21 protein-coding genes and 1 tRNA gene are annotated in these 20,793 nt (G+C 59.8%); 14 read left to right on the top strand and 8 right to left on the bottom strand.

Translation table 11 applies throughout. The annotated features are described in order from the left end of the window. Positions 1-68: 68 nt before the first annotated feature. Positions 69-908, top strand: coding sequence for a UDP-2,3-diacylglucosamine diphosphatase (locus RAC79_RS24165; protein WP_161988019.1), 840 nt, complete (start codon positions 69-71; stop codon positions 906-908). A 290-nt stretch (positions 909-1,198) separates the two neighbouring features. Here the strand turns inward: RAC79_RS24165 and dgcA are convergent, their stop codons facing one another. Continuing rightward, entirely contained in the window at positions 1,199-2,182 is a 984-nt protein-coding gene (dgcA, locus tag RAC79_RS24160) for an N-acetyl-D-Glu racemase DgcA (protein WP_080856412.1), read from the bottom strand. Positions 2,183-2,325: 143 nt separating this feature from the next. On the opposite strand from dgcA, the gene RAC79_RS24155 reads away from it, so the two are divergent. The 5 genes from RAC79_RS24155 to RAC79_RS24135 all read left to right on the top strand — a co-directional run bounded on the left by RAC79_RS24155 (position 2,326) and on the right by RAC79_RS24135 (position 7,411). Beyond that, a complete protein-coding gene (locus RAC79_RS24155; RefSeq protein WP_080856411.1) occupies positions 2,326-3,486 on the top strand; it encodes an ABC transporter permease in 1,161 nt (386 codons plus the stop codon). A gap of 10 nt (positions 3,487-3,496) precedes the next feature. Beyond that, complete coding sequence (locus RAC79_RS24150; protein WP_003502972.1) at positions 3,497-4,333, top strand: ABC transporter ATP-binding protein; 837 nt, start codon at positions 3,497-3,499, stop codon at positions 4,331-4,333. 8 nt (positions 4,334-4,341) lie between these two features. Next, the gene (locus tag RAC79_RS24145) at positions 4,342-5,712 is read left to right on the top strand and encodes an MlaD family protein (protein WP_374997615.1); all 1,371 of its coding nucleotides are present in this window, start codon (positions 4,342-4,344) and stop codon (positions 5,710-5,712) included. Positions 5,713-5,727: 15 nt separating this feature from the next. After that, positions 5,728-6,333 (top strand): ABC-type transport auxiliary lipoprotein family protein, encoded by a 606-nt coding sequence (locus RAC79_RS24140; RefSeq protein WP_174039200.1) that lies wholly within the window; start codon positions 5,728-5,730, stop codon positions 6,331-6,333. Positions 6,334-6,445: 112 nt separating this feature from the next. Next, a complete protein-coding gene (locus tag RAC79_RS24135; RefSeq protein WP_174039199.1) occupies positions 6,446-7,411 on the top strand; it encodes a dienelactone hydrolase family protein in 966 nt (321 codons plus the stop codon). Positions 7,412-7,434: 23 nt separating this feature from the next. Here RAC79_RS24135 and RAC79_RS24130 read toward each other — a convergent pair whose 3' ends face one another. After that, positions 7,435-7,872, bottom strand: coding sequence for a PACE efflux transporter (locus RAC79_RS24130; RefSeq protein ID WP_065656143.1), 438 nt, complete (start codon positions 7,870-7,872; stop codon positions 7,435-7,437). A gap of 368 nt (positions 7,873-8,240) precedes the next feature. Between RAC79_RS24130 and RAC79_RS24125 the strand changes: the two genes are divergently transcribed. Then, the gene (locus tag RAC79_RS24125) at positions 8,241-8,399 is read left to right on the top strand and encodes a hypothetical protein (RefSeq protein ID WP_162856884.1); all 159 of its coding nucleotides are present in this window, start codon (positions 8,241-8,243) and stop codon (positions 8,397-8,399) included. Positions 8,400-8,551: 152 nt separating this feature from the next. Next, on the top strand, positions 8,552-8,800 hold the full coding sequence (locus tag RAC79_RS24120; protein WP_078053044.1) for a hypothetical protein: 249 nt from the start codon (positions 8,552-8,554) through the stop codon (positions 8,798-8,800). Between the two features lie 126 nt (positions 8,801-8,926). Here the strand turns inward: RAC79_RS24120 and RAC79_RS24115 are convergent, their stop codons facing one another. The 5 genes from RAC79_RS24115 to RAC79_RS24095 form a co-directional block, all read right to left on the bottom strand. Next, positions 8,927-9,115: a hypothetical protein gene (locus RAC79_RS24115; RefSeq protein WP_003524758.1), complete on the bottom strand. Its 189-nt coding sequence runs from the start codon at positions 9,113-9,115 to the stop codon at positions 8,927-8,929. A 277-nt stretch (positions 9,116-9,392) separates the two neighbouring features. Next, positions 9,393-9,623, bottom strand: a complete 231-nt coding sequence (locus tag RAC79_RS24110) for a hypothetical protein (protein WP_020810466.1) — start codon at positions 9,621-9,623, stop codon at positions 9,393-9,395. 200 nt (positions 9,624-9,823) lie between these two features. After that, positions 9,824-10,075 (bottom strand): hypothetical protein, encoded by a 252-nt coding sequence (locus RAC79_RS24105; RefSeq protein WP_020810465.1) that lies wholly within the window; start codon positions 10,073-10,075, stop codon positions 9,824-9,826. A gap of 179 nt (positions 10,076-10,254) precedes the next feature. Continuing rightward, positions 10,255-10,330 (bottom strand) — tRNA-Lys (locus tag RAC79_RS24100). A 155-nt stretch (positions 10,331-10,485) separates the two neighbouring features. Then, positions 10,486-10,740 (bottom strand): GlsB/YeaQ/YmgE family stress response membrane protein, encoded by a 255-nt coding sequence (locus RAC79_RS24095; RefSeq protein WP_065655036.1) that lies wholly within the window; start codon positions 10,738-10,740, stop codon positions 10,486-10,488. Positions 10,741-10,862: 122 nt separating this feature from the next. Here RAC79_RS24095 and RAC79_RS24090 point away from each other — a divergent pair, with 122 nt between their 5' ends. The 3 genes from RAC79_RS24090 to RAC79_RS24080 all read left to right on the top strand — a co-directional run bounded on the left by RAC79_RS24090 (position 10,863) and on the right by RAC79_RS24080 (position 17,305). Beyond that, complete coding sequence (locus tag RAC79_RS24090) at positions 10,863-13,499, top strand: mechanosensitive ion channel family protein (RefSeq protein ID WP_174039198.1); 2,637 nt, start codon at positions 10,863-10,865, stop codon at positions 13,497-13,499. 298 nt (positions 13,500-13,797) lie between these two features. Continuing rightward, positions 13,798-16,311: an FAD-dependent oxidoreductase gene (locus tag RAC79_RS24085; RefSeq protein ID WP_174039197.1), complete on the top strand. Its 2,514-nt coding sequence runs from the start codon at positions 13,798-13,800 to the stop codon at positions 16,309-16,311. A 160-nt stretch (positions 16,312-16,471) separates the two neighbouring features. Continuing rightward, a complete protein-coding gene (locus RAC79_RS24080) occupies positions 16,472-17,305 on the top strand; it encodes a response regulator (protein ID WP_065655037.1) in 834 nt (277 codons plus the stop codon). 16 nt (positions 17,306-17,321) lie between these two features. Here RAC79_RS24080 and RAC79_RS24075 read toward each other — a convergent pair whose 3' ends face one another. After that, on the bottom strand, positions 17,322-18,878 hold the full coding sequence (locus tag RAC79_RS24075) for a phospholipase D family protein (RefSeq protein ID WP_065654978.1): 1,557 nt from the start codon (positions 18,876-18,878) through the stop codon (positions 17,322-17,324). Between the two features lie 159 nt (positions 18,879-19,037). On the opposite strand from RAC79_RS24075, the gene RAC79_RS24070 reads away from it, so the two are divergent. From RAC79_RS24070 to RAC79_RS24060, 3 genes are read left to right on the top strand one after another with little or no spacing between them, the layout of a single operon-like run. Beyond that, a complete protein-coding gene (locus RAC79_RS24070; protein ID WP_142846538.1) occupies positions 19,038-19,352 on the top strand; it encodes a helix-turn-helix transcriptional regulator in 315 nt (104 codons plus the stop codon). Beyond that, entirely contained in the window at positions 19,349-19,705 is a 357-nt protein-coding gene (locus tag RAC79_RS24065; protein ID WP_003524775.1) for an SRPBCC domain-containing protein, read from the top strand. The genes RAC79_RS24070 and RAC79_RS24065 overlap by 4 nt, the downstream gene beginning before the upstream one ends. 41 nt (positions 19,706-19,746) lie before the next feature. Further along, complete coding sequence (locus tag RAC79_RS24060; protein WP_104679403.1) at positions 19,747-20,355, top strand: ATP-dependent Clp protease proteolytic subunit; 609 nt, start codon at positions 19,747-19,749, stop codon at positions 20,353-20,355. Positions 20,356-20,793: the final 438 nt, after the last annotated feature.

The raw sequence follows: 20,793 nt of genomic DNA, 5'->3' as shown, positions 1-20,793 counted from the left end.
CATGTTGCTGAAACACGAGTCTGGTTCTGAGAGGTAAGAAAGCCGCAGGGACGCAACCGAACAGGGGGATGAAATCCGTGGCCGGTCAAATCGAAACCAGACAGTTCAGAACGCTTTTCATTTCGGATGTTCATCTCGGCTCCAAGGCGGCCAAGACGGATTATCTGCTCGACTTCCTGAAATATCACGAGGCCGAGACGATCATTCTCGTCGGCGACATCGTCGACGGCTGGCGTCTGCGCCGCAGCTGGTACTGGCCGCAGGGCTGCAACGACGTGGTGCAGAAGCTCCTGCGCAAGGCCCGCAAGGGAACGCGCATCGTCTATATTCCCGGCAATCATGACGAATTCCTGCGGGAATTTCCGGGCATGCATTTCGGCGGCATCGAAGTGGCCGAGCGCATGATTCATGAGGCCGCCGACGGTAAGAAGTACCTCATCATCCATGGCGACGAGTTCGACGTGGTGGTGCGCAACGCCCGCCTGCTCGCCTATCTCGGCGACTGGGCCTATGACGCGGCAATTGCGCTCAACATCGCCATCGCCGCCGTGCGCCGCCGCATCGGCCTGCCTTACTGGTCGTTCTCGGCCTGGGCCAAGCTGCAGGTCAAACACGCGGTCAACTTCATCGGCGAATTCCAGCGCGTGGTGGCCGACGAGGCGCGACGCAACAATGTCGACGGCGTGATCTGTGGGCACATCCACCACGCTGTCATGGAAGACATGGACGGCATCCGCTACATCAACACCGGCGACTGGGTGGAAAGCTGCACGGCGATTGCCGAAAATGCCGATGGCAGCTTCGAGCTGATCACCTGGATGCAGACGAGCGACGTTACCGCCGAACACACATCGGACGAGATGGAGCCGGTGGATATTCCGGGGCTGATCGGGAAGCACGCGGCCTGAGTTGGCGTGTTTGGTTGCAGGCTCACCTGTAAACGAAGTGTTTGGCAAAAATTGTAGCATCCGCATACCGTCATCCCGGCCCTGAGCCGGGATCCAGTGCGATCAAGTCTTTGATCGCGTAAGACCTATTTCTCACGGCGCAGACGCGCCGTGGCTGGATGCCGGATCAGGTCCGGCATGACGGAGGTGAGGCTTTAGAGCCTTCCCAGTAACCTTCCGGTTAGGCACCGGCGAGATGGTGCGAACGCAGCCTCTCGACACCAACCCAGTGCGGACCCTTAGCGAGAGTTCTACCCCCACAATTCCGGCCGTGCCGGATAAACCAGCGAACCCTCATAAACCAGCCCCGGCTCACGATCCTGCGCCAGCAGCAGCGGCCCGTCGAGATCGGCGAAGGCCGTGCCCTGCGCCGCCAGCACGGCAGGCGCCATGCCGAGCGAGGTGCCGAGCATGCAGCCGACCATGATGGTGAAGCCGAGCCTTTCGGCCTCAGCCTTCATGACGAGCGCTTCGGTCAGGCCGCCGGTCTTGTCGAGCTTGATGTTGATCGCATCGTAACGGTCGCGCAGGCCGGCGAGGTCCTTCGTGGAATGCACGCTTTCATCGGCGCAGATCAGTACCGGATGGTCGATGCGGGCGAGGATGTCATCCTTGCCGGCGGGTAGCGGCTGCTCGATCAGCGATATCTTCAGTTCTGCCGCAAGCCGCAGATAATATTCGATATTATAATCGTTCCAGCCTTCATTGGCGTCGATGATGATGCGCGCTTCGGGTGCGGCGGCGCGCACGGCCCTGAGACGCGCTTCGTCATCCGCCGTGCCGGTCTTGATCTTCAGCAGCGGGCGGCCTGCGTTTTCCGCCGTTTTCGCGGCCATGGTCTCGGGGTCGGCAAGCGAGATGGTGTAGGCGGTGACGAGCGGCTTTGCCGCCTGTCCAAGGATGCGCTCGGCAACGGTTTTGCCGGTGATCTTGGCTTCGAGGTCCCACAGCGCGCAATCCACCGCATTGCGGGCGGCGCCGGGTTGCATCGCCTGTTGCAGTTCCTGCCGTGTCACACCGCCGGCGATCTGCTCCGCCATCGCCTCGATATCGGCAATGACGCCTTCAATACTTTCGCCATAACGCGGATAGGGCACACATTCGCCGATACCGGTAAAGGAACCATCGCGGATGGTGCACGTTACGACATCCGCGTGGGTGCGGGTGCCGCGTGAAATGGTGAAGCTGCCGGCGACGGGAAAACGTTCCGTTGTGGCTTGAAGGTAACGGGGCATGTTTTTTCACTTCCGATTGGGCGGCAAAAGACACATGACGCCAAATTTATCACGAATTGTCGGCCGTCACTGTGGCTTGCCGGAGGCCAAAACGTTATGAAACCTTTAAGAATCTCGTGACGGCTGCACTCGCTCGGAGCATTATGCAAGAACAGGACACACGGCAACAGGCGAACCCGGCCGCAATCACCGAAGACGACAGCGTCTCCGGCGGCGGCTTGCGTTTTGTCATGAGCGGTTCCTGGCGCAACAGCAATCTCGCCGGTGTTTTCCCCAGTCTTGAAAAGCTCGAAAAGAGCAAATCGGCCGGCCCGGTGGAAATCGATCTTTCTTCCGTCGAGGCTATCGATACGACGGGTGCATGGATCATCCAGCGCCTGCGCAAGGACCTCGAGGCAAATGGCGCCACCGTCACCGTGACGGGCAATGACCGTATCGAAGAGGTCATCGGCCAGTTGCCCGAAAAGGTGGAGATGGAGGGCGAAGCGCCCAAGAAGGTGGGGCTCGCCGAGCGTATTTTTGCGCCCATCGGCAAGGCCGTCATTCAGAACGGCGCGGATTTCCTGGCGGGCATGTATATTCTCGGCTCGGCCGTGCGCGGCGCGCAGATGAAGCTCGGGCGTGGGCGCGGCGTCTCGCCGGCGGCGATCGTCAACCAGATCGACCATATGGGCGTGCGCGCCGTGCCGATCATCATGCTGATGTCGTTCCTGATTGGTGCGATCATCGCCCAGCAGGGTGCGTTTCAGCTGCGTTATTTCGGTGCGGAAGTCTTCGTTGTCGATCTGGTCGGCATTCTGCAATTGCGTGAAATCGGTGTGCTTCTGACCGCGATCATGATCGCCGGCCGCTCCGGCAGTGCCATCACCGCCGAAATCGGCTCCATGAAGATGCGCGAGGAAATCGACGCGCTGAAGGTGATCGGCCTCAACCCCGTCGGCGTGCTGGTGTTTCCGCGGTTGGTGGCGCTCACCATCGCGCTGCCGCTTTTGACCATTCTCGCCAATTTCGCAGCGCTTTTCGGTGCGGCCATCGTGGCCTTTGCCTATTCCGGCATAACCTTCGAGGTGTTCCTGTCGCGCCTGCATGGTGCCGTGGAGGAATCGACCATTGCCGCCGGCATGATCAAGGCGCCGTTCATGGCGCTCATCATTGGCATCGTCGCGGCCGTTGAAGGCATGAAGGTGGGCGGTTCGGCCGAATCGCTCGGCCAGCACGTCACCTCCTCGGTGGTGAAGTCGATCTTCGTCGTCATTCTGGTGGATGGTCTTTTCGCCATCTTCTACGCAGCCATCGATTTTTAGGGAGGGCGCGTTGGAGAAACTGGACCAGAAACCGCATGAGACAAGAACCGGGAAAGACGGACGCGAGGTGGTGCTTTCCGTCGAGGGCGTGACTGTCGGTTTTAACGGCCGCAACGTGCTCGAAAATCTCGACCTCGATGTCTATCGCGGTGAAATTCTGGGCTTCATCGGCCCCTCCGGCGCTGGCAAATCCGTGTTGATGCGCGCGATCTTGCGGCTGCTGCCACGGCAGGCGGGTGCTATCCGCATTCTCGGCACCGATTACGACAAGGCGAGCGAAGACGACCGCATGATGCTCGACCAGCGGCTTGGCGTGCTGTTCCAGCAGGGCGCACTGTTTTCCGGCCTGACGGTGAAGGAAAACATCCAGCTGCCAATGCGGGAATATCTCGACCTGCCGAAGAAGCTGATGGACGAGCTTGCCTACCTCAAGATCGAGATGGTGGGGCTGAAGCCCGATGCGGGCGACAAGTACCCTTCCGAGCTTTCCGGCGGCATGATCAAACGTGCGGCCCTTGCCCGGGCGCTGTCGCTCGATCCCGACCTCGTCTTCCTCGATGAGCCGACGTCCGGCCTCGATCCCATCGGGGCGGCGGAATTTGATATGCTGATTGCGCGCTTGCGCGATTCGCTCGGCCTGACCGTCTATATGGTGACGCACGACCTCGACAGCCTGTTCTCCGTCTGTGACCGCATTGCGGTGCTGGGCCAGAAGAAAGTGCTGGTAGAAGGGACATTGCAGGACATGTTTGCCTGCGACGACCCGTGGGTGCAGTCCTATTTCCGCGGCAAACGGGCCCGCTCTGTCGTTCTTCCGGACGGCAAACACGAAAATCCGGTGGAGTAACAAGAAGCATGGAAACCAAGGCGAACTACACCATAGTCGGAATTTTCACGCTGATCGTGATCGCCGCCGCATTCGGCTTCGTTTACTGGATGGCGGAATTCGGTCGTGGCGGCCCGACGGCGCAGCTTGTCGTGCGCATTCCCGGCTCCGCAAACGGTCTTTCCGTCGGGTCTCCCGTGCGCTTCAACGGTATCCCGGTCGGAACCGTGCGCGGGCTTGCGATCGACCGCGACGATCCGGCCTATTCCATCGCCTTTACCGAAGTGCAGGCCGATGCCCCGGTTTTCCCGTCCACTCGCGCCGTGCTTGAAATTCAGGGCCTGACGGGTGCTGCCTATATCGAGCTTTCCGGCGGTAATAAGGATGGCGAGCGCATTCTGCAGAAAGCTGTCGAAAGCGGCGTTCCGGCCGAGCTGACGGCCGATCTTTCGAGCGTCACCAACCTGCTCGCCACCGCCGACAAGATCCTGAAACGCGCCGATGGCGCCATCGGCGAATTGCAGGGTTTCGTGCAGGATGCGCGCGGCCCGCTGACGCAGACAGTGCGCAATGCCGAGAAATTCTCCGATGCGCTGGCGGCCAATTCCGATGGCATCAAGAATTTCATCGCCAGCCTCAGTTCGCTTTCCACCACCGTACAGTCGGTCTCGGTGCGTCTCGACGGCACGCTGACGGCCATCGAGGATCTGGTGAAGGCGGTGGATGCCGGCAAGATCGATTCCATCCTGTCGAATGTCGACAAGGTGACGAAGGATGTCGCTTCCGCTTCCAGCGATATTCAGGGCATCATGGAGACGGTACAGAGCACGGCGAAAAACTTCGAGGCGGCGAGCACGGAAGTGCAGACCGTGGTGAAGCGCGCGGATGAGCTTCTCGCCTCCGTTGATCCCGCCAAGGTGGGCACCTTGGTCGATGACGTTTCCTCTGCGACCGCCGATGCGCGCGATGCCGTGGCGAACTTCAAACGCATCGCCGACGATGTCGGCGCCCGCCGTGCCGATATCGACCAGGCGGTTTCCGACTTTACCGAAATGGGCCGCAAGCTGAACCTCGCCTCCAGCCGCGTCGACGGCATTCTCGCCAAGGTGGACGGCATGCTCGGCACCGATGACGCCAATTCGCTGTTTGCCAAGGCGCGCGAAACGCTCACCTCCTTCAAGGCGGTTGCTGACAATCTCAATGCCCGTATCGGGCCGATTGCCGACAATCTGACGCGTTTCTCCAGTTCGGGCCTGAAGGATTTCCAGGCGCTGATCGGCAGCACGCGGGTTACGGTCGACAATCTCAACAATGCCATCACCAATATCGACCGCGATCCGCAGCGGTTGATTTTCGGCGGCGAAACCGTGAAACAATATGATGGCAGAACAAGGCGCTAAGAGGGGTATGGGCCAATGACACGATCGATGAACGGCCGTCAGCGACGCGCCCTCATTCTGGCTCCGCTGCTTGCCGCCTTGATGGTCGGCTGCGCGGGTGCGCCGAAGAACGATACTTTCGATCTTTCCGTCTCTTCGGCGGCGGTTACCCAGGGGCCTTCGCTGAAAAGCCGGCAATTGCTGATTGCCGATCCGACCGCCCTGAAGGCGCTCGACAGCGAAAACATCGTGGTGCGCCTTTCCGGCTCGGAGGTGCAATATCTCGGCAATTCGCAATGGAGCGACCGCCTGCCGCGCATGGTGCAGTCCAAGCTGGTGGAAGCCTTCGAGGACACCGGCAAGCTCGGCGGCGTCGGCCGGCCGGGGCAGGGGCTGGCAATCGACTATCAGGTCGTGACCGATATTCGCGCCTTCGAAATCGATACGGCGAGGAATATCGCCAATATCGAAATATCGGTGAAGCTGCTGAACGACCGCAACGGCACGGTGAAGGCGCAGGAGGTGTTCCGCGCCAGCGCCCGTGTCAGCGGTTCCGGCAACGCCAATTTCGTAAAAGCGCTGGATCAGGCCTTTGCCGCCGCCACGCGCGACATCGTAGCCTGGACGCTGAAATCGCTTTAAGCGTTCGGCGTTATTGCCGCCACAGGAAACCGCTTTATGTTCGCGTAGCGCCGGTCACCGATCGGCCTGTGCATAATGGTCCCGATCCGTGAGCCCGATCCGTGAGTTGGCGATGCGATTTCTGCTGCTGCTTTGCCTTATGTTTTCCGCCCTGTCTGGAACGGGCGCCGCCATGGCGGCCGGTCTTCGGCTGATCGACGTTCCAGCCGCGAACGGCAAAGCTGCCATGAAGGCTGCGGTATGGTCGCCCTGCGCGGCCGCGCCGGAAGAGGTCAGGATCGGTCCCTTCCTTTTGCCCGCCGTGCGTGATTGCCCTGTTCCTGAAGGGAAGTATCCGCTCGTCGTCATTTCCCATGGCTTTGGCGGCACCTATTTCAGCCATCGGGACACGGCGGCGGCGCTGGCGGATGCCGGCTTCATTGTTGCGGCTATCAATCACCCCGGAGACAATGCGCTTGAAATGAAGAAGGCCGGAGAGCTTTCCGCGCTGACGGGCCGTCCGGCGGATATTGCCCGGTTGCTGGATCATCTGCTTGAAGGTTTTAGTGACGCCGGTTCCATCGATGCCGGGCGGATCGGCGTCTTCGGATTTTCGCGCGGCGGTTATACCGCGCTGGTGCTTGCCGGCGGTACGCCTGATTTTGCCAATGCCGGGCTGCCCTGTCCCGACCCTCAGGCGCCGATTTGCACGCAGATGCGGCAGAAGACGACATTGCCGCAGCATGGCGGTCAGGATGCGCGTGTGAAGGCTGTGGTTGCCGCCGACCCGTTGAATGCCTTTCCCGGCGCGGGCGACCTGAAGAATATCACGATCCCCGTCCAACTCTGGAGTTCGGAACGCGGCGGCGATGGTGTCGCGCCCCAGGATGTTGCAAGGCTGCGCGACGATCTGTCGGTGAAACCGGACTATCGGATGGTAAAAGGGGCGGGGCACTTTTCCTTTATCGCCCCTTGCCCCGCCGAGATGGAAAAGGCCGTGCCCCAGATTTGCAGCGATGCGGCGGGTTTCGACCGGGCTGGGTTTCACCGCAGCTTCAACGCCGAGGTGGTCAGCTTCTTCAAGGCGTCGCTGCTCTGAGGCGCTGTTCCTTTCCGTGCCGGTCAGGCGGCGTCCTGCTGCGACTTCCATTCCGGCAGCGGGAAAACCCGGTCGTAGCTCCAGTTGAAGACAAAAGCATAGACCACGTAAAACAGCGCAAACGAGATATCCATCACCAGCGCGTGGGCAAGGCTGATATTCAGATACCAGGCGATGAAGGGCATCAGCACGATCAGGAGGCCCAGTTCGAACAGCACGGCATGGGCGACCCGGAGGGCGGGCGTCTTCAGCGTCGTGCCTTTCAGCCGCTGCATGGCGTGGTCGAAACCGAGATTGTAGACATAGTTCCAAACCGTCGCCAACGTGGCGCTGACGAGGCCGACAATGCCGATATCTTCCATAGGCATGCCAAAAAGCAGCGCGCCCAAGGGAATGACGAGAAGAAGGCCGATGATTTCGAAACTGAGGGCGTGGCGGATACGATCTTGCAGGGAACGCATTTCATTCTCCGGTATGTGACCGGGCCGTCCCGCATGCTGTTGCCACTGTGGCCGAGGTCGTCCTCGCGCTGAGGCATATAGAGGTTTTGAGCGGAATTTTCAAGCGCGGGCGTTGAGGCAGTCAATGTCACGGGGAGGGCGCCACTTGTTTCTTCTCCCCACCGGGGAGAAGTCCGCGGCAGCGGGATGAGGGGGCAAGCTCTCCGCATATCTCTGCGCTAGCCCCCTCATCCGACCCTTCGGGCCACCTTCTCCCCGGCGGGGAGAAGAAACAACCGGCAGCGCCTTGACCTCTCTCGGAGCAAAGAGAGGGCAATGCGGAACAAGACCGGCGCATTTTCGTTATCGCTCATGGAAGGAGGCGTGCCATGCAGCAGAATTCCTCTGAGGGGAGAACGATAAAGGCCGCCAACACGGCGAAGGTTTCGACTTACACGCCAAGCATCATTTCTCTTAAGGGAAGTTATGTGGCGATGATATTTCGCAGACCGCTTTGCCGAAATCCGCTGGATGTGCGGAAGAAATAAGGGCGACGGCATTTGCCTGTTGTCTGCCACGCACATCGATGACGACGACTGCCGAAATGATCATGAGCTTTAGATGTCTCTAAAGTGTGATTTTCAATCCGGCCCGTCTCCACCTAGACTGGAGATCGCCACCAGAGCGAAGGGAGAATGACATGAAATCAGTTCTCATTATCGCCGCTGTCTTTGGTTTTTCCGCCAGTGCAGCGCTTGCGGAATGCGCAGGTCATCAACAGATCAACGCTTCCGTTCCTGCCGTAGACCGTGAATTCAAAACCGCAAGCATCGTTCCGCCGACAGATCCGGTGGAAAAGCCAGTCGTCATCCTGAAAAAGACCGACCGCCTTCCGCCAGCGGTTGCGACGACCGGTGAACCAGAAGCCGCAATGCAACGCATGCAATAAACACGCACAACAACCTCTTCATTCTAAAAATCCCGTGCGTGAGTTGATCCGCACGGGATTTTGCTTTCGGGAGGAAAGTGGGGCAGCCTCCGCTTTCACATGCTTGTCGGTTCCTTGCATCGGCGACTAGCTATCGAGTTTCAGCGATAGCTGTTTTGGCCCTTCGTTCTTTTTGAGCACGTAAAGCGGCCGGGTGATGATGACTTCCGTTCGCCGCTGCAGCTCGCGCCGCCGCTCGAGCGCGCGTTCGCGCATATCGCGGGAGCGGGCGACAACGGAAAGGGCATTTTCTATGGCTGCGTCTGCTGTGTTCATCGCTGACCTCCATAATGTTCACTTTATGTTCTCATTATTGGCGGCTTGTGTCAACACTATGGCAGGGTTGCCGGCAGGCGGTTTGGCGCCCGGCGCGATGAACGCGGCGCGAAGGCTGCGTCCGGGTGCCGTGCGGGATCGACTTTGCCCAGACGTCGGCCTTCACAGCACGAACCTGTTCCGGCAGTGTCTACAGGGACACTCCGGACCTGCTGTGTTGATTTTTACGATGATGGTTCGACGACGCCGGCGCTGATCCGCCGGCTTGAGGAGGGTATCAGGAGAGGGGACGTTGATCCGGCGCGGGAGCGCCGCCGGCGGACAATAGATCGGTGAGATGCTCGCTGGCGAGCGCGACGATGGCAAGGGCGGCTTGCTGGCGGTTCCAGCCGGCATGTTCGGCTTTTTCGATCAGCCCGTGAATGGAAGGTTCCAGTGCGAACTGGCACTCGGCCTGATAGTCCATGGTGTCGATCGAAAGCGACGGGGAATTGATTGCGGCCCGCATCCTTTGGTCTCCCTGTTTTCCGTCATGTCCACATACGCGAGACGCAAATCGGAACATGCACATTCAGAGGCCGGTGATATCGGGTTGCTCATGAGGCCCGCATATCACTGGCAGCGAATCCCCCAGCAGGCGGACGTTAGCGGCAAGTCTTGATCGCTGTCAACGCGTGCGCGGCGGCGATGACGTCGCCATCTAAGTTTTCAGAGCCTTCCGTTCCGGAAAGGCTTTCGCCGCCAGATCAGCAGCGCCATCACATAAAGCGCAAAAAGCACGAACCATGTGACGGGAAGCACCATGAAAAGCGCCGCATAAGCGCAATTTCCTTCAAAACAGGAGCCGAGAAATCCGGAATCGGCGAGCGCTGCCGACAATAAAAACGCACATATCCCGCTCCCGACCGCGCCGAGAATGAAAAGCAATATGTTGATGAGCAATCTCATGGTCCCGATCATAAGGACGATTGAGACAGCTTTGGGGAAACGGGCGGTGCCGCAACGAGATTCCTGTCTCTTGAGGATATCGTTGCCGGCGGCAGAGGATGGCAATGCGAAAGTGAGGGGCCGCACAGGCACAAGCGATCATGCGATGCTTTAATTTAGCATCGCAACGTCTTGTCATTTCAAGAAGAATTTGGTGGGTGATGTAGGGCTCGAACCTACGACCCGCTGATTAAGAGTCAGCTGCTCTACCAACTGAGCTAATCACCCGACCGGCACCGTGTGGCGGTGTGAGGGGGCGTATAAAGGGGAAGTTTGGGCTTGTCCAGCGCGGAAATGAAATTTCTTCGATTTTTGTGACGAAAAAATTTCAATCGCGCTGGAAAAGTCTGGAAATCCGGGGTTTTACGGATTTTTCCTTTTATTCATCCGCGCCTGAAAGCCCGGCCGATAAGGATGAGGATGCAGGCGCCGATGAAGCCGGCGATGAGATAACCGAGCCAACCTTGCAGAACGATTCCAAATACCGAAAGGATGGCGTTGGCGACGATCGCGCCGACGATTCCAAGAAGGATGTTCATGAAAACACCCATATTGCTTTTCATGAATTGTTCGGCGAGCCACCCGGCGACACCACCGATGATGATGGCTGCGATCCAGCCAATGCCAGCAGATTCCATGATTTCCTCCCATGTTGCTGCATCATCAAAGGTGATGATTCTTGTGGTGAAAAGCAAGGCAAACTCCTGAAAACCTCGCTTTATGCGGGTGGTTTTCCGCGCGGCAGGCGCTAAAAAGCCTGATGCGGCGCAAAGAGACGAAAGGCATGGATGTGCGGTTGATGTTCGGCGGATTGATGTACGGCAGAAGGATGTTCGACGGCCTGGTGCGGGATCGACGGCAAAGGGGCGCCATGGCGGTGATAATGGCCATGGTGCTTTTTCTGTCCGGCGGTCTTTTGTCGGCAATGCCGGCGGCGGCGCAGGGGGAAACAACATCGCCCGCCCCGGTGGCTATCCAGGCCTCGACCGTCGAACAGGCGAGGGCGGAGCTGGAGAAATGGAAGGCCGATGTAGCGGCGATCGCCAAACAGGTGGAAGCGGGCGGCAGCGACGATGCGCAGCTTGTGGACCTGAAGGGCCGCGCCGACACCATTGCCGCCGATGCCGCCGCCGCCAACACCAAGCTGCGCACCCGTCTCGACCAGATCAAGACCCGGCTGGATGCGCTGGGTGCGGCGCCCGCGGACGACCAGCCGCCGGAAGCCAGCATGGTGACGGAGGAGCGAAACCGGCTGACGGCGGAACGGGCCGAGGTGAATGCGATTGCCGGCGAGGTGGAGAGCACGGCCACCAATGCCGCGCAGATTTCCAATAACATCACTGCCGTTCGCCGGGCGCTTTTTGCCGCCACCCTGTTCAAGCGAACGGAGGTTTCGGCGCAGACGCTGGGCGATGCCTCCTCCGCCTTTCTGACCGAATTGACCAACCTCAACAACGCTTTCAGCAGTTGGGCGAGCTTCGTCTGGAATTACAAGCGCCTGCCGATGTTCGGGGCGGTGACGCTGTCGATCATGGCCGCCCTGCTGTTTCTCGTGGGCGGTTACCGGTTTTTCGGCAGCCGCATGGACCGGCGGGCCTTTACGGGCGAGCCTTCCTATCTGAGACGGCTTTCGGTGGCCTTCTGGTCGACCATGGTGCAGTCGCTGTCGCTCTTCCTGTTTCTCGTCACCTCCGCCTTCTTCCTCGATAATTTCAACGTGCTGCGGTCAGACATCGCGCCGATCCTGTTCGGGGCGATGGCGATCACTGGTTTTGTTTATTTCGTCTCGCGGCTGAGCTATGCGATCTTTGCGCCGACGCAGCCGGAATGGCGCCTTCTGAAGGTGTCCAACAAGGGCGCACACACGCTGTCATCGGCGGTGCTTTTAATGGCGCTCGTCAACGGGCTCGATTACCTGCTCGGCACGATCAGCGAGACGCTTTATTCGCCGTTGATCGTCACGGTTGCCAAGAGTTTCCTCGCCTCGATCATCATCGGCGTTATCCTGTTGACCGTGTCGTTCCTTCGGCCGGTGATCGGCGAGGGGCAGGATTACGAGACCGGTAACCAGCGCCTGCCGCGCTGGCTCGTCATCCTGCTGCGGGTGGGCGGTCTCGTTCTCATCGGCGCCTGCCTGACGGGTTATGTCGGGCTTGCACGCTTCCTCGCCACGCAGATCGTCGCCACCGGCGCGGTGCTGGCGACGATGTATATCGGCATTCTCTCGGGCAAGGCGATTTCGCGACAGGGCGCCTTTGCGGAATCGCTTGCCGGCCGTTATCTCGCGCGGCGTTTCGGTCTCGGCGTGGTGGCGCTCGATCAGGCCGGCCTCGCCGCGGGGCTTGGCATCTATGCCGTCGCGCTTGCCTTCGGCGTGCCGCTCATCCTGTTTTCCTGGGGCTTCCAGCCGGGCGATATCGAAAGCTGGGCCTATCGCCTGTTGACCGGCATCACCGTCGGCAATGCTTCGATTTCGCTGATCGGCCTTTTCGGCGGCGTCCTCGTTTTCGCCATCGGTTACATCATCACCCGCTGGTTCCAGAAGTGGCTGGACAATAACGTCATGGCGCGCGGCCAGGTGGATGCCGGCGTGCGCAACTCGGTCAAGACCGGTATCGGTTATCTCGGTATCGCGGTGGCGGCCATCTTCGGCGTGTCTTCGGCCGGTCTCAACCTCTCCAGCTTGGCGCTGGTGGCGTCGGCCCTTTCGGTCGGTATCGGTTTCGGCCTGCAGAACATCGTCTCCAACTTCGTCTCCGGCCTCATCCTGCTGGTCGAGCGCCCCTTCAAGGTGGGAGACTGGGTGGTGACAGGTACGACGGAAGGCACCGTCAAGCGGCTTTCCGTGCGCGCCACCGAGATCGAAACCTTCCGCGGCCAGTCGATCATCGTGCCGAATTCGGAGTTCATCAATTCCTCGGTCGGCAACTGGACACACCGCAACCGTATCATGCGCGCGGAAATTCCCGTTTCCGTCTCTTACGATTCCGATCCGCAGAAAGTGATGGATATTCTGCTGGAACTCGTGCGCGCCCAGCCGCCGGTGCTGCGCAATCCCGAGCCGCATGTGGAGTTCCTGCGCTTTGGCGATTTTTCGCTGGATTTCGAACTGCGTTTCCACCTTGCCGATCTCTCCAACGGTCTTGGCGTGAAAAACGCGCTGCGTATCGCAATCCTCCAGCGCTTCCGGGAGGAGGGGATCGACATCCCGTTCCCGCAGCGCAACCTCAACATCCACGTGGAAGGCGACGCCAACCCGCAGATGCTGGCGGCGCTGCTTTCGGAGGAGGGCGACAAGGCGGTGGTGGCCCATACGGGCGCGGCAACGGCAGAGAAAGAGGCCTCGAAGAGCGAGAAGCCGACTGAGCCGAAGGATAAACCCGGCGCGAAAGCGTAGATCGCTGTTGCTTGTGGACGTCGAGTTCCGGCAGCGGGACGAGGGGGCTAGGGTAGACTTATTTGGAGAGCTTGCCCCCTCATCCGACGCTTCGGGCCACCTTCTCCCCGGCGGGGAGAAGAAACGAGCGGCAAAGCTGTGCTGCATTCATCCGGCGTGCTCCGCAATTTCTTCCCTGTCGCAGCACCCTATGGCCATGTCGCAATCAGGCGGCTGAACAACCCGCAAGCGCTTCATATTCCTCCCATCCAATGTCGGCGGAATAAGGCAAGGCCGGCGCTTTTCAGGGGTTCTGTAAATGAAGACACATGCACGGGCGGTGGTGATCGGTGGCGGCGTCGTTGGCGTTTCGACGCTTTATCATCTGGCCAAGAAGGGCTGGAGCGACAGCGTGCTCATCGAGCGCAAGGAGCTGACTTCGGGTTCCACCTGGCATGCGGCCGGGCTTCTGCCGCTGTTCAACATGAGCTATTCGGTTGGCCAGATTCACAAATATTCGGTGAAGTTCTATGAGGAGCTTCAGGAAGAGACCGGCATGAATGTCGGTTTCTCCAAGGTCTCGAATATCCGTCTCGCCCGCACCAAGGATCGCTGGGACGAATATATGTATTATGCCGGCATCGCCGAGACCATCGGCGTGCGCGTCAACATGCTGACGCCGGAGCAGGTGAAGGAAATCTGGCCGCTCTGCGAGACGGACGGCCTGCTCGGCGCCATCCAGCATCCTGATGACGGTTATATTCAGCCTGCCGATCTGACGCAGGCGCTCGCCAAGGGCGCGCGTGATCGCGGGGCGACCATCTATCGCAACACCACCGTCACCGCCATCGAGCAGCTGGAAGACGGTCACTGGAAGGTGACGACCGACAAGGGCGAGATCATCGCCGAGCACATCATCTCCTGCACGGGCTCCTTTGCCCGAAAGACCGGCGAGATGGTCGGCATCAACATTCCGGTCATTCCGGTCGAGCATCAATATATCGTCACCGAGCCGCACCCGGCCATTCAGGAGCGCCGCCGCCAGGGCCTGCCGGAAATGGGCGTGCTGCGCGAATCCGACTCCGCCTGGTATATGCGTGAGGAAGCGGGCGGCCTGATCCTCGGTCCTTATGAAGTCGGCGCGCCGGTCTGTTATGTTGACGGTCCCTCCGACGACAGCGAATATGAGCTGTTCCAGGAAGAACTCGACCGCCTGATGCCGCATATCGAAACCGCCATGGTGCGCGTTCCGGCCTTCGGCGAAGTGGGCATCAAGAAGGTCTATAACGGCGCTATCGCCTATACGCCTGACGGCAACCCGATTGTCGGTCCCGCGCCGGGCCTGAAGAATTTCTGGCTGAACGAAGGCCATTCCTTCGGTATCACCGCTGCTGGTGGTGCCGGCTGGCAGCTGGCGGAATGGATCGTTGATGGCGAGCCGACGCTCGACCTGATGGGTGTCGACCCGCGCCGCTTCGGCCCTTACGCAACGGAAGGGTACCTCATCGCCAAGAACGAGGAAGCCTATGCCAATGTCTTCACCATGCATTACCCGGATGAGGAGCGCTCCGCCGCCCGCCCGCTGAAGACGACACCGGTTTATGATCGTCTGAAGAAGCTCGGCGGCGTCTTCGGTTCCGTCTATGGCTGGGAGCGTGCCAACTGGTATGCGCCGGAAGGTTATGCGCTGCGCGAGGAAGATCTCGGCGTGGGTGCCGATGTCATCACCAGCCACAATCACGCACCGGCCCTGGATGACGGCCGTATCGTCGAGAAATGGTCGTTCCGCCGCTCGAATTATTTCGAACATGTCGGCAACGAGGTGAAGAATGTCCACCAGAATGTCGGCGTGCTCGATATGTCGGCCTTCGCCAAGATGGAGGTTTCCGGCCCCGGTGCGCGCGCATGGCTCGACAGCATTCTCGCCAATGCGGTGCCGAAGAAGCGTGGCCGTATCGCGCTCACCCATCTTCTGACGCCGAATGGCGGTGTGAAGGCGGAATTCACGGTCTATGAATGGGCGCCGGGCCGCTTCTACATGGTTTCGGCCGGTGGTCTCGAAGCCCATGACCATGACGTGCTGCGCCGCCTTGCGCCCAGCGATGGTTCGGTTGTGCTGCAGCCGATCACGCAGAAATACGGCGTGCTGGTTCTGGCCGGTCCGAAATCGCGTGATCTCCTGAAGAAGCTGACCCGCACCAGCCTTGAGAACAAGGACTTCCCCTGGCTCACTGGCAAGCAGATTTCCGTCGGCGTTGCGACGGCGCATGCGCTGCGCGTCAACTTCGTGGGCGAGCTTGGCTGGGAACTGCACCACCCGATCGAGATGCAGAACTACATCTTCGACCGGCTGATGGAAGCGGGCGCCGAATTCGGTATCAAGCCCTTCGGTATCCGCGCCATGGTGTCGATGTCGCTCGAAAAATCCTACCGCAACATGGGACGCGAGCTTTCGGTGGAATATAACGCCTATGAATCGGGCCTCGACCGCTTCCTGCGCCCGGAGAAGAGCTTCATCGGCCGTGATGCGCTGGTGGCTTACAAGGAGGCCGGCGTAAAGTGGGTGTTCTCGACGCTCACCGTGTCAGGCAATACGGATGTCGATGCGCGCGGTTCGGAGGCAATCGTCGATGAAAGCGGCGCGCTTGCGGGCCGCGTGACGAGCGGCGGTTTCGGCTGGCGTCTCGGCAAATCCATCGCGCTCGCCATGCTCAAACCGGAATATGCGGCCGTGGGCACCAAGCTCAAGATCCGCATTCTCGGTACGTCCTATGATGCCGAAGTGGTGGAAGAAAGCCCGTTCGACACGGACAATGCGCTTCTGCGCGCCTGAGACAAATATCCCTCCCAAACTCGGAATACGGCCCCTCGCGGGCCGTATTTCCGTTTAGGTAAGCATGTGCTCAACTGCTTTTCCGGCAAAAGTGTTATTAATGATTTTGAAAAATGAGCCTGCTATCTTTCCCTGACATACGATGGGGGATCGGGGCAGAATGAATTTTCTAGGCATTACGGGCATGCAATATTCTGGCGTGCCTTTTACCAACAGCCGCATCTTGCTGGCGGAAGATACCAATGTGTTCACCCAGATGGTGAGCATGCGCCTGAAGGAACTGCTGGGCGTTACCGTGGAAGTGTGCCGCAATTTCGAGGAATTGCAGGCCTGTTACGAACATTCTCCCGAACCGGTGACGCTGGCGATTTCCAACATCAACCTGCCGGGGGCGGAAAAGGGAGAGGCGCTGGAATATCTGATCGATCTCTCGATCCCGACCATCGTTTTCACCAGTACTTTTCATGAGGCGACGCGCGAAACGCTGATCGCCAAGGATGTGGTCGATTATATTCTGAAGGACAATATTTTCGCCGTGGATATGCTGACGGAATCCGTCTGCCGCTTTCTCACCAACCACCGCCATCACGTGCTGATCGTCGATGACAGCCCGACGGCGCGGGCGCTGCTTTCGAGCCGTCTCAAGCGTTATAATTTCCGCGTCAGCCTGGCCGACAGCGGTGCGAAGGCGCTCGATATTCTGAAGGCCAATCCCGATATCGGCCTCGTGGTGACCGATTACAACATGCCCGATATTGACGGCTTCGAACTGACACGGCGCATCCGCACCATGCGCGGGTCGCATGAGCTGCGCATCATCGGGGTGTCTTCCTCCACCAACCGGCTGCTTTCCGCGCGGTTTTTGAAGGCGGGCGGCAATGATTTCATGCTGCGCCCCTTCATCGACGAGGAGTTTTATTGCCGGGTCAACCAGAACCTCGATACGCTGGTGCAGATACAGCTGGCGAAAGCGGGGGTAAGGCCGGCGGCCTGAACCCAGGCTTTCCCCGTTAAAGCTGCGATTCCAGCGGCAGGAAGCGCATGATACCGGCGACGATGCGGCGGCTGATGGCGGCGTCGGGTTCGCGCCGGTATGTCCTTGTCCGCCCCTGTTCTTCCGTCATCCAGACGATGTGCCTGCCTTTGTCGATTTCCAGCTCGAAGCTCATGGTGCGACGGATTTCGCCGGCGAATATCTCGTCCATACAGGCAACCAGCGGCGCCGAGTTGAAGACGACGCCCATTTCCGTATTCAGCGAGGCGGAACGCGGATCGAAATTGAGCGAACCGATATAGCCGGTCCTGCCATCGCGGGTGAAGGCCTTGGTGTGCAGGCTCGCCTGTCCCGAGCCGCGCAGGGTGAAGTTCGACTGATCCGCCTGCGCGCGCAGCTCGTGCAGGCGCACCCCGCCGGAGAGAAGCGGTTTTCGATAGCGGGCATAACCGGCGTGCACGGCGGCCACATCTGTCGCGGCCAGCGAATTGGTGAGGATGGCGACCGACACGCCGTTTTCTGCGAGCTGTTGAAATATCCCCACACCCTGTTTGCCGGGAATGAAATAGGGGGAGGTGATGTGCAGACTGTCGCTTGCCGCCTGCATCAGCGGCAGCAGGCTTTCCATCAGGAAGTTATGACCCTTGCGGCGTTTGCCCGCCGCCTTTTCCGGCGGGTCGGCGAGGATATCCGCCGCCTCGACCCAGTGCAGACGGTCCGACATCAGGAAATGGTCGCGGCCATACTGGCTATCGACCCGCTCCAGATAGGGTTTTGCCGCTTCGCTTTTCGGCAGGGCATCGAGTTCGCGCCGCAGCTTTGCGAGTTTGCTCGGTCTGCGCGCCAATAGCGAACGCACGGGCACGGAAACGGCGCTGTTCCAGTAATCGTCGAAGATTTCCGTGGCGTCGGCGACGATGTTGCCGAAGCCGAGAATATCAAAATCGTGGAAATTCGCCCGCTCGGCGGCGTCGAAATAGGCGTCGCCAATGTTGCGCCCGCCGACGATCACGGCCCGGCCATCGGCAATCCAGGCCTTGTTGTGCATGCGCCGGTTGACGCTGCGGAAGCGCAGTACCAGCTCGATGCTTCGATGCAGAATGTTTTCCCGCGCCCGGGTGGGGTTGAACAGGCGCAACTCTATATTCGGATGGCTGTCGATGGCGTGGAAGATACGGTCGGAGATGGAGACGCCGAGATCGTCGAGCAGCAGACGCACGCGCACGCCGCGATCGGCGGCGGCGATGACTTCACGCATCATCAGCCGTCCGGTCAGGTCGGCATTCCACATGTAATACATCAGGTCGAGGCTGCGCCCGGCGGCACGCGCCGCCGCCACGCGCACCGCAAAGGCATCGAGGTTGGAATGCAGCAGGCAGAGCGCATTTTTCTCGTTCCAGCCGTTTCTTATCGATTGCCAATGCCGGTCCAGCGTCGTCGCGTCTTCGGCAAGGGGCAGGGCGGTGGAGGGGCGCTTGGGAATGGCCTTTTCCCGCTGTTTGCCGATGACGACAAACAGGCTCGGCCCAATGACCATAAGAAGAATGATGATGAAGACCGTAAATGCAGTCACTTGTTTTGATCGCTCCCGGCCCGAAGAGTATCAGGCGGGATGAAAACGCGCGAGGGGATAAAGCGTTCACGGCACCTCGTGCCATCAGCGTGAAAAAGACGCGTCTTCCACGCGCCGAAAGGGCTTGTGAATCACATAAGTGTGTGCTTATGTGTTGCTATGACAGAGAAAGATATTTTCCGGGCGCTGGCCGATCCGACGCGCCGCGCCATTTTCGAAAGGCTGGCGGATGGCGCCATGAACGCTTCCGCCCTGCGTGAGGGGATCGAGATCAGCCAGCCGGCCATGTCGCAGCATCTTTCCGTGTTGCGCGGGGCAGGGCTGGTGGTCGAGAAGCGGCAGGGCCGTTTCGTCAATTATGAGGTGGATCCGGACGGGCTGACGCGCATTGCGGCCTGGCTCGGCAAATATCGCGCCTACTGGCCGCAGCGCATTGAGGCTCTCAAACTCCTGCTGAAGGATATGGACCAATGAACAGGCAGACACCGGAAGCGCCGAAAAACGGCATCGAGCTTGAATATGATCTGGACGAGCCGCCGCAAAAGGTCTGGCGCGCCATCAGCATTCCGGCGTTTCGTGAAAACTGGCTGCCGAAGGAGGCTTTGGCGGAGCCCGATGCGATCGATATCAAGCCCGGTGAGGAGGTTCGCTACCGGCTGCGCGAGGATAATCCGCCATTTCTGGAAAGCACCGTCACCTTCAGGATCGCGGCGAATGCCCATGGCGGCACCAGCCTGCGCATCATTCATGACCTGCCCGTCAATACCGGCCGGATGATAAAGGCCGCCGCAAACCACAACGGTTCGCCGATCAAGCTCGCCGCCTGATCCGTAACCTTCCCCGACATTTCAACGACAGGAGTTCGCCGATGCGCGAAGCGATGCAACTCGTCCCTATGGTAGTCGAACAATCGTCAAGGGGAGAAAGGTCTTTCGATATCTATTCCCGGCTGTTGCGGGAAAGGATCATCTTCCTCAACGGCGAGGTGAACGATGCGGTTTCGGCGCTGGTCTGCGCGCAATTGCTGTTTCTGGAGGCGGAAAACCCGAAGAAGCCGATCCATCTCTATATCAATTCGCCGGGCGGTGTGGTGACCAGCGGTCTCGCCATGTATGACACCATGCACTATATCCGCGCACCGGTTCATACGCTCTGCATGGGAACGGCCCGCTCCATGGGATCGTTTCTGCTGATGGCGGGGGAACCGGGCGAGCGGAGCGCCCTTCCCAATGCCAGCATCCACATTCATCAACCGCTGGGCGGTTTCCAGGGGCAGGCGTCGGACATGCTGATCCATGCCGAAGAGATGCGGCAGACCAAGCACCGTATGACGCGGCTTTATTCCGAACATTGCAAACACAGCTATGAAAAATTCGAAGCGGCCATGGACCGCGATTTTTTCATGACGGCGGAGGAAGCCCAAGAATGGGGCCTGATCGATCGCATTCTGGGCGTTCGTGAGGATATCGCGGCATAAGCCAGACGGTTATTCGGATTTCCTGCATATATTGGCGCCCACAGGCGGGACCTCCAGACTGCGCCGGTCCAATTGTGCAAGTACCTCGCCGAAACCGAAGCGGGATGTCCAGCCCAGACCCTCTGCGGCGCAAGCGGGCGAATAGATCCGGTCAATCGTTGCCGGCAGCGCCCATTCCCTTTGCGTGAAAGCGTCGGCGATGGCCGGGGTCCGCTGCTGATGTCATGCTCTAGCCTGTGCTTGAATCCAGTCGCTCGTGGAAAGTATCCCTCCAATGCCGGCAGATCAGTATTGTGTCCATGCCACCAAATTTAGCCCGCCATTTGTGAAACGATGCTGATCTGCCACTGAACTTTTATCCAGCGGCGACTAGAGTCCCGGCAGGGCTGAACCGCCCCAGGTTTCTGGACCATCTGAGGCTAGAGTTTTCCGGCTTCA

It is taken from the genome of Agrobacterium sp. LR_9 (assembly GCF_041954855.1).
GTDB classification, from domain to species: Bacteria; Pseudomonadota; Alphaproteobacteria; order Rhizobiales; family Rhizobiaceae; genus Agrobacterium; species Agrobacterium leguminum.
Note: the sequence above shows the minus strand (reverse complement) of the source record. Positions and strands in the feature narration are given on the sequence as shown.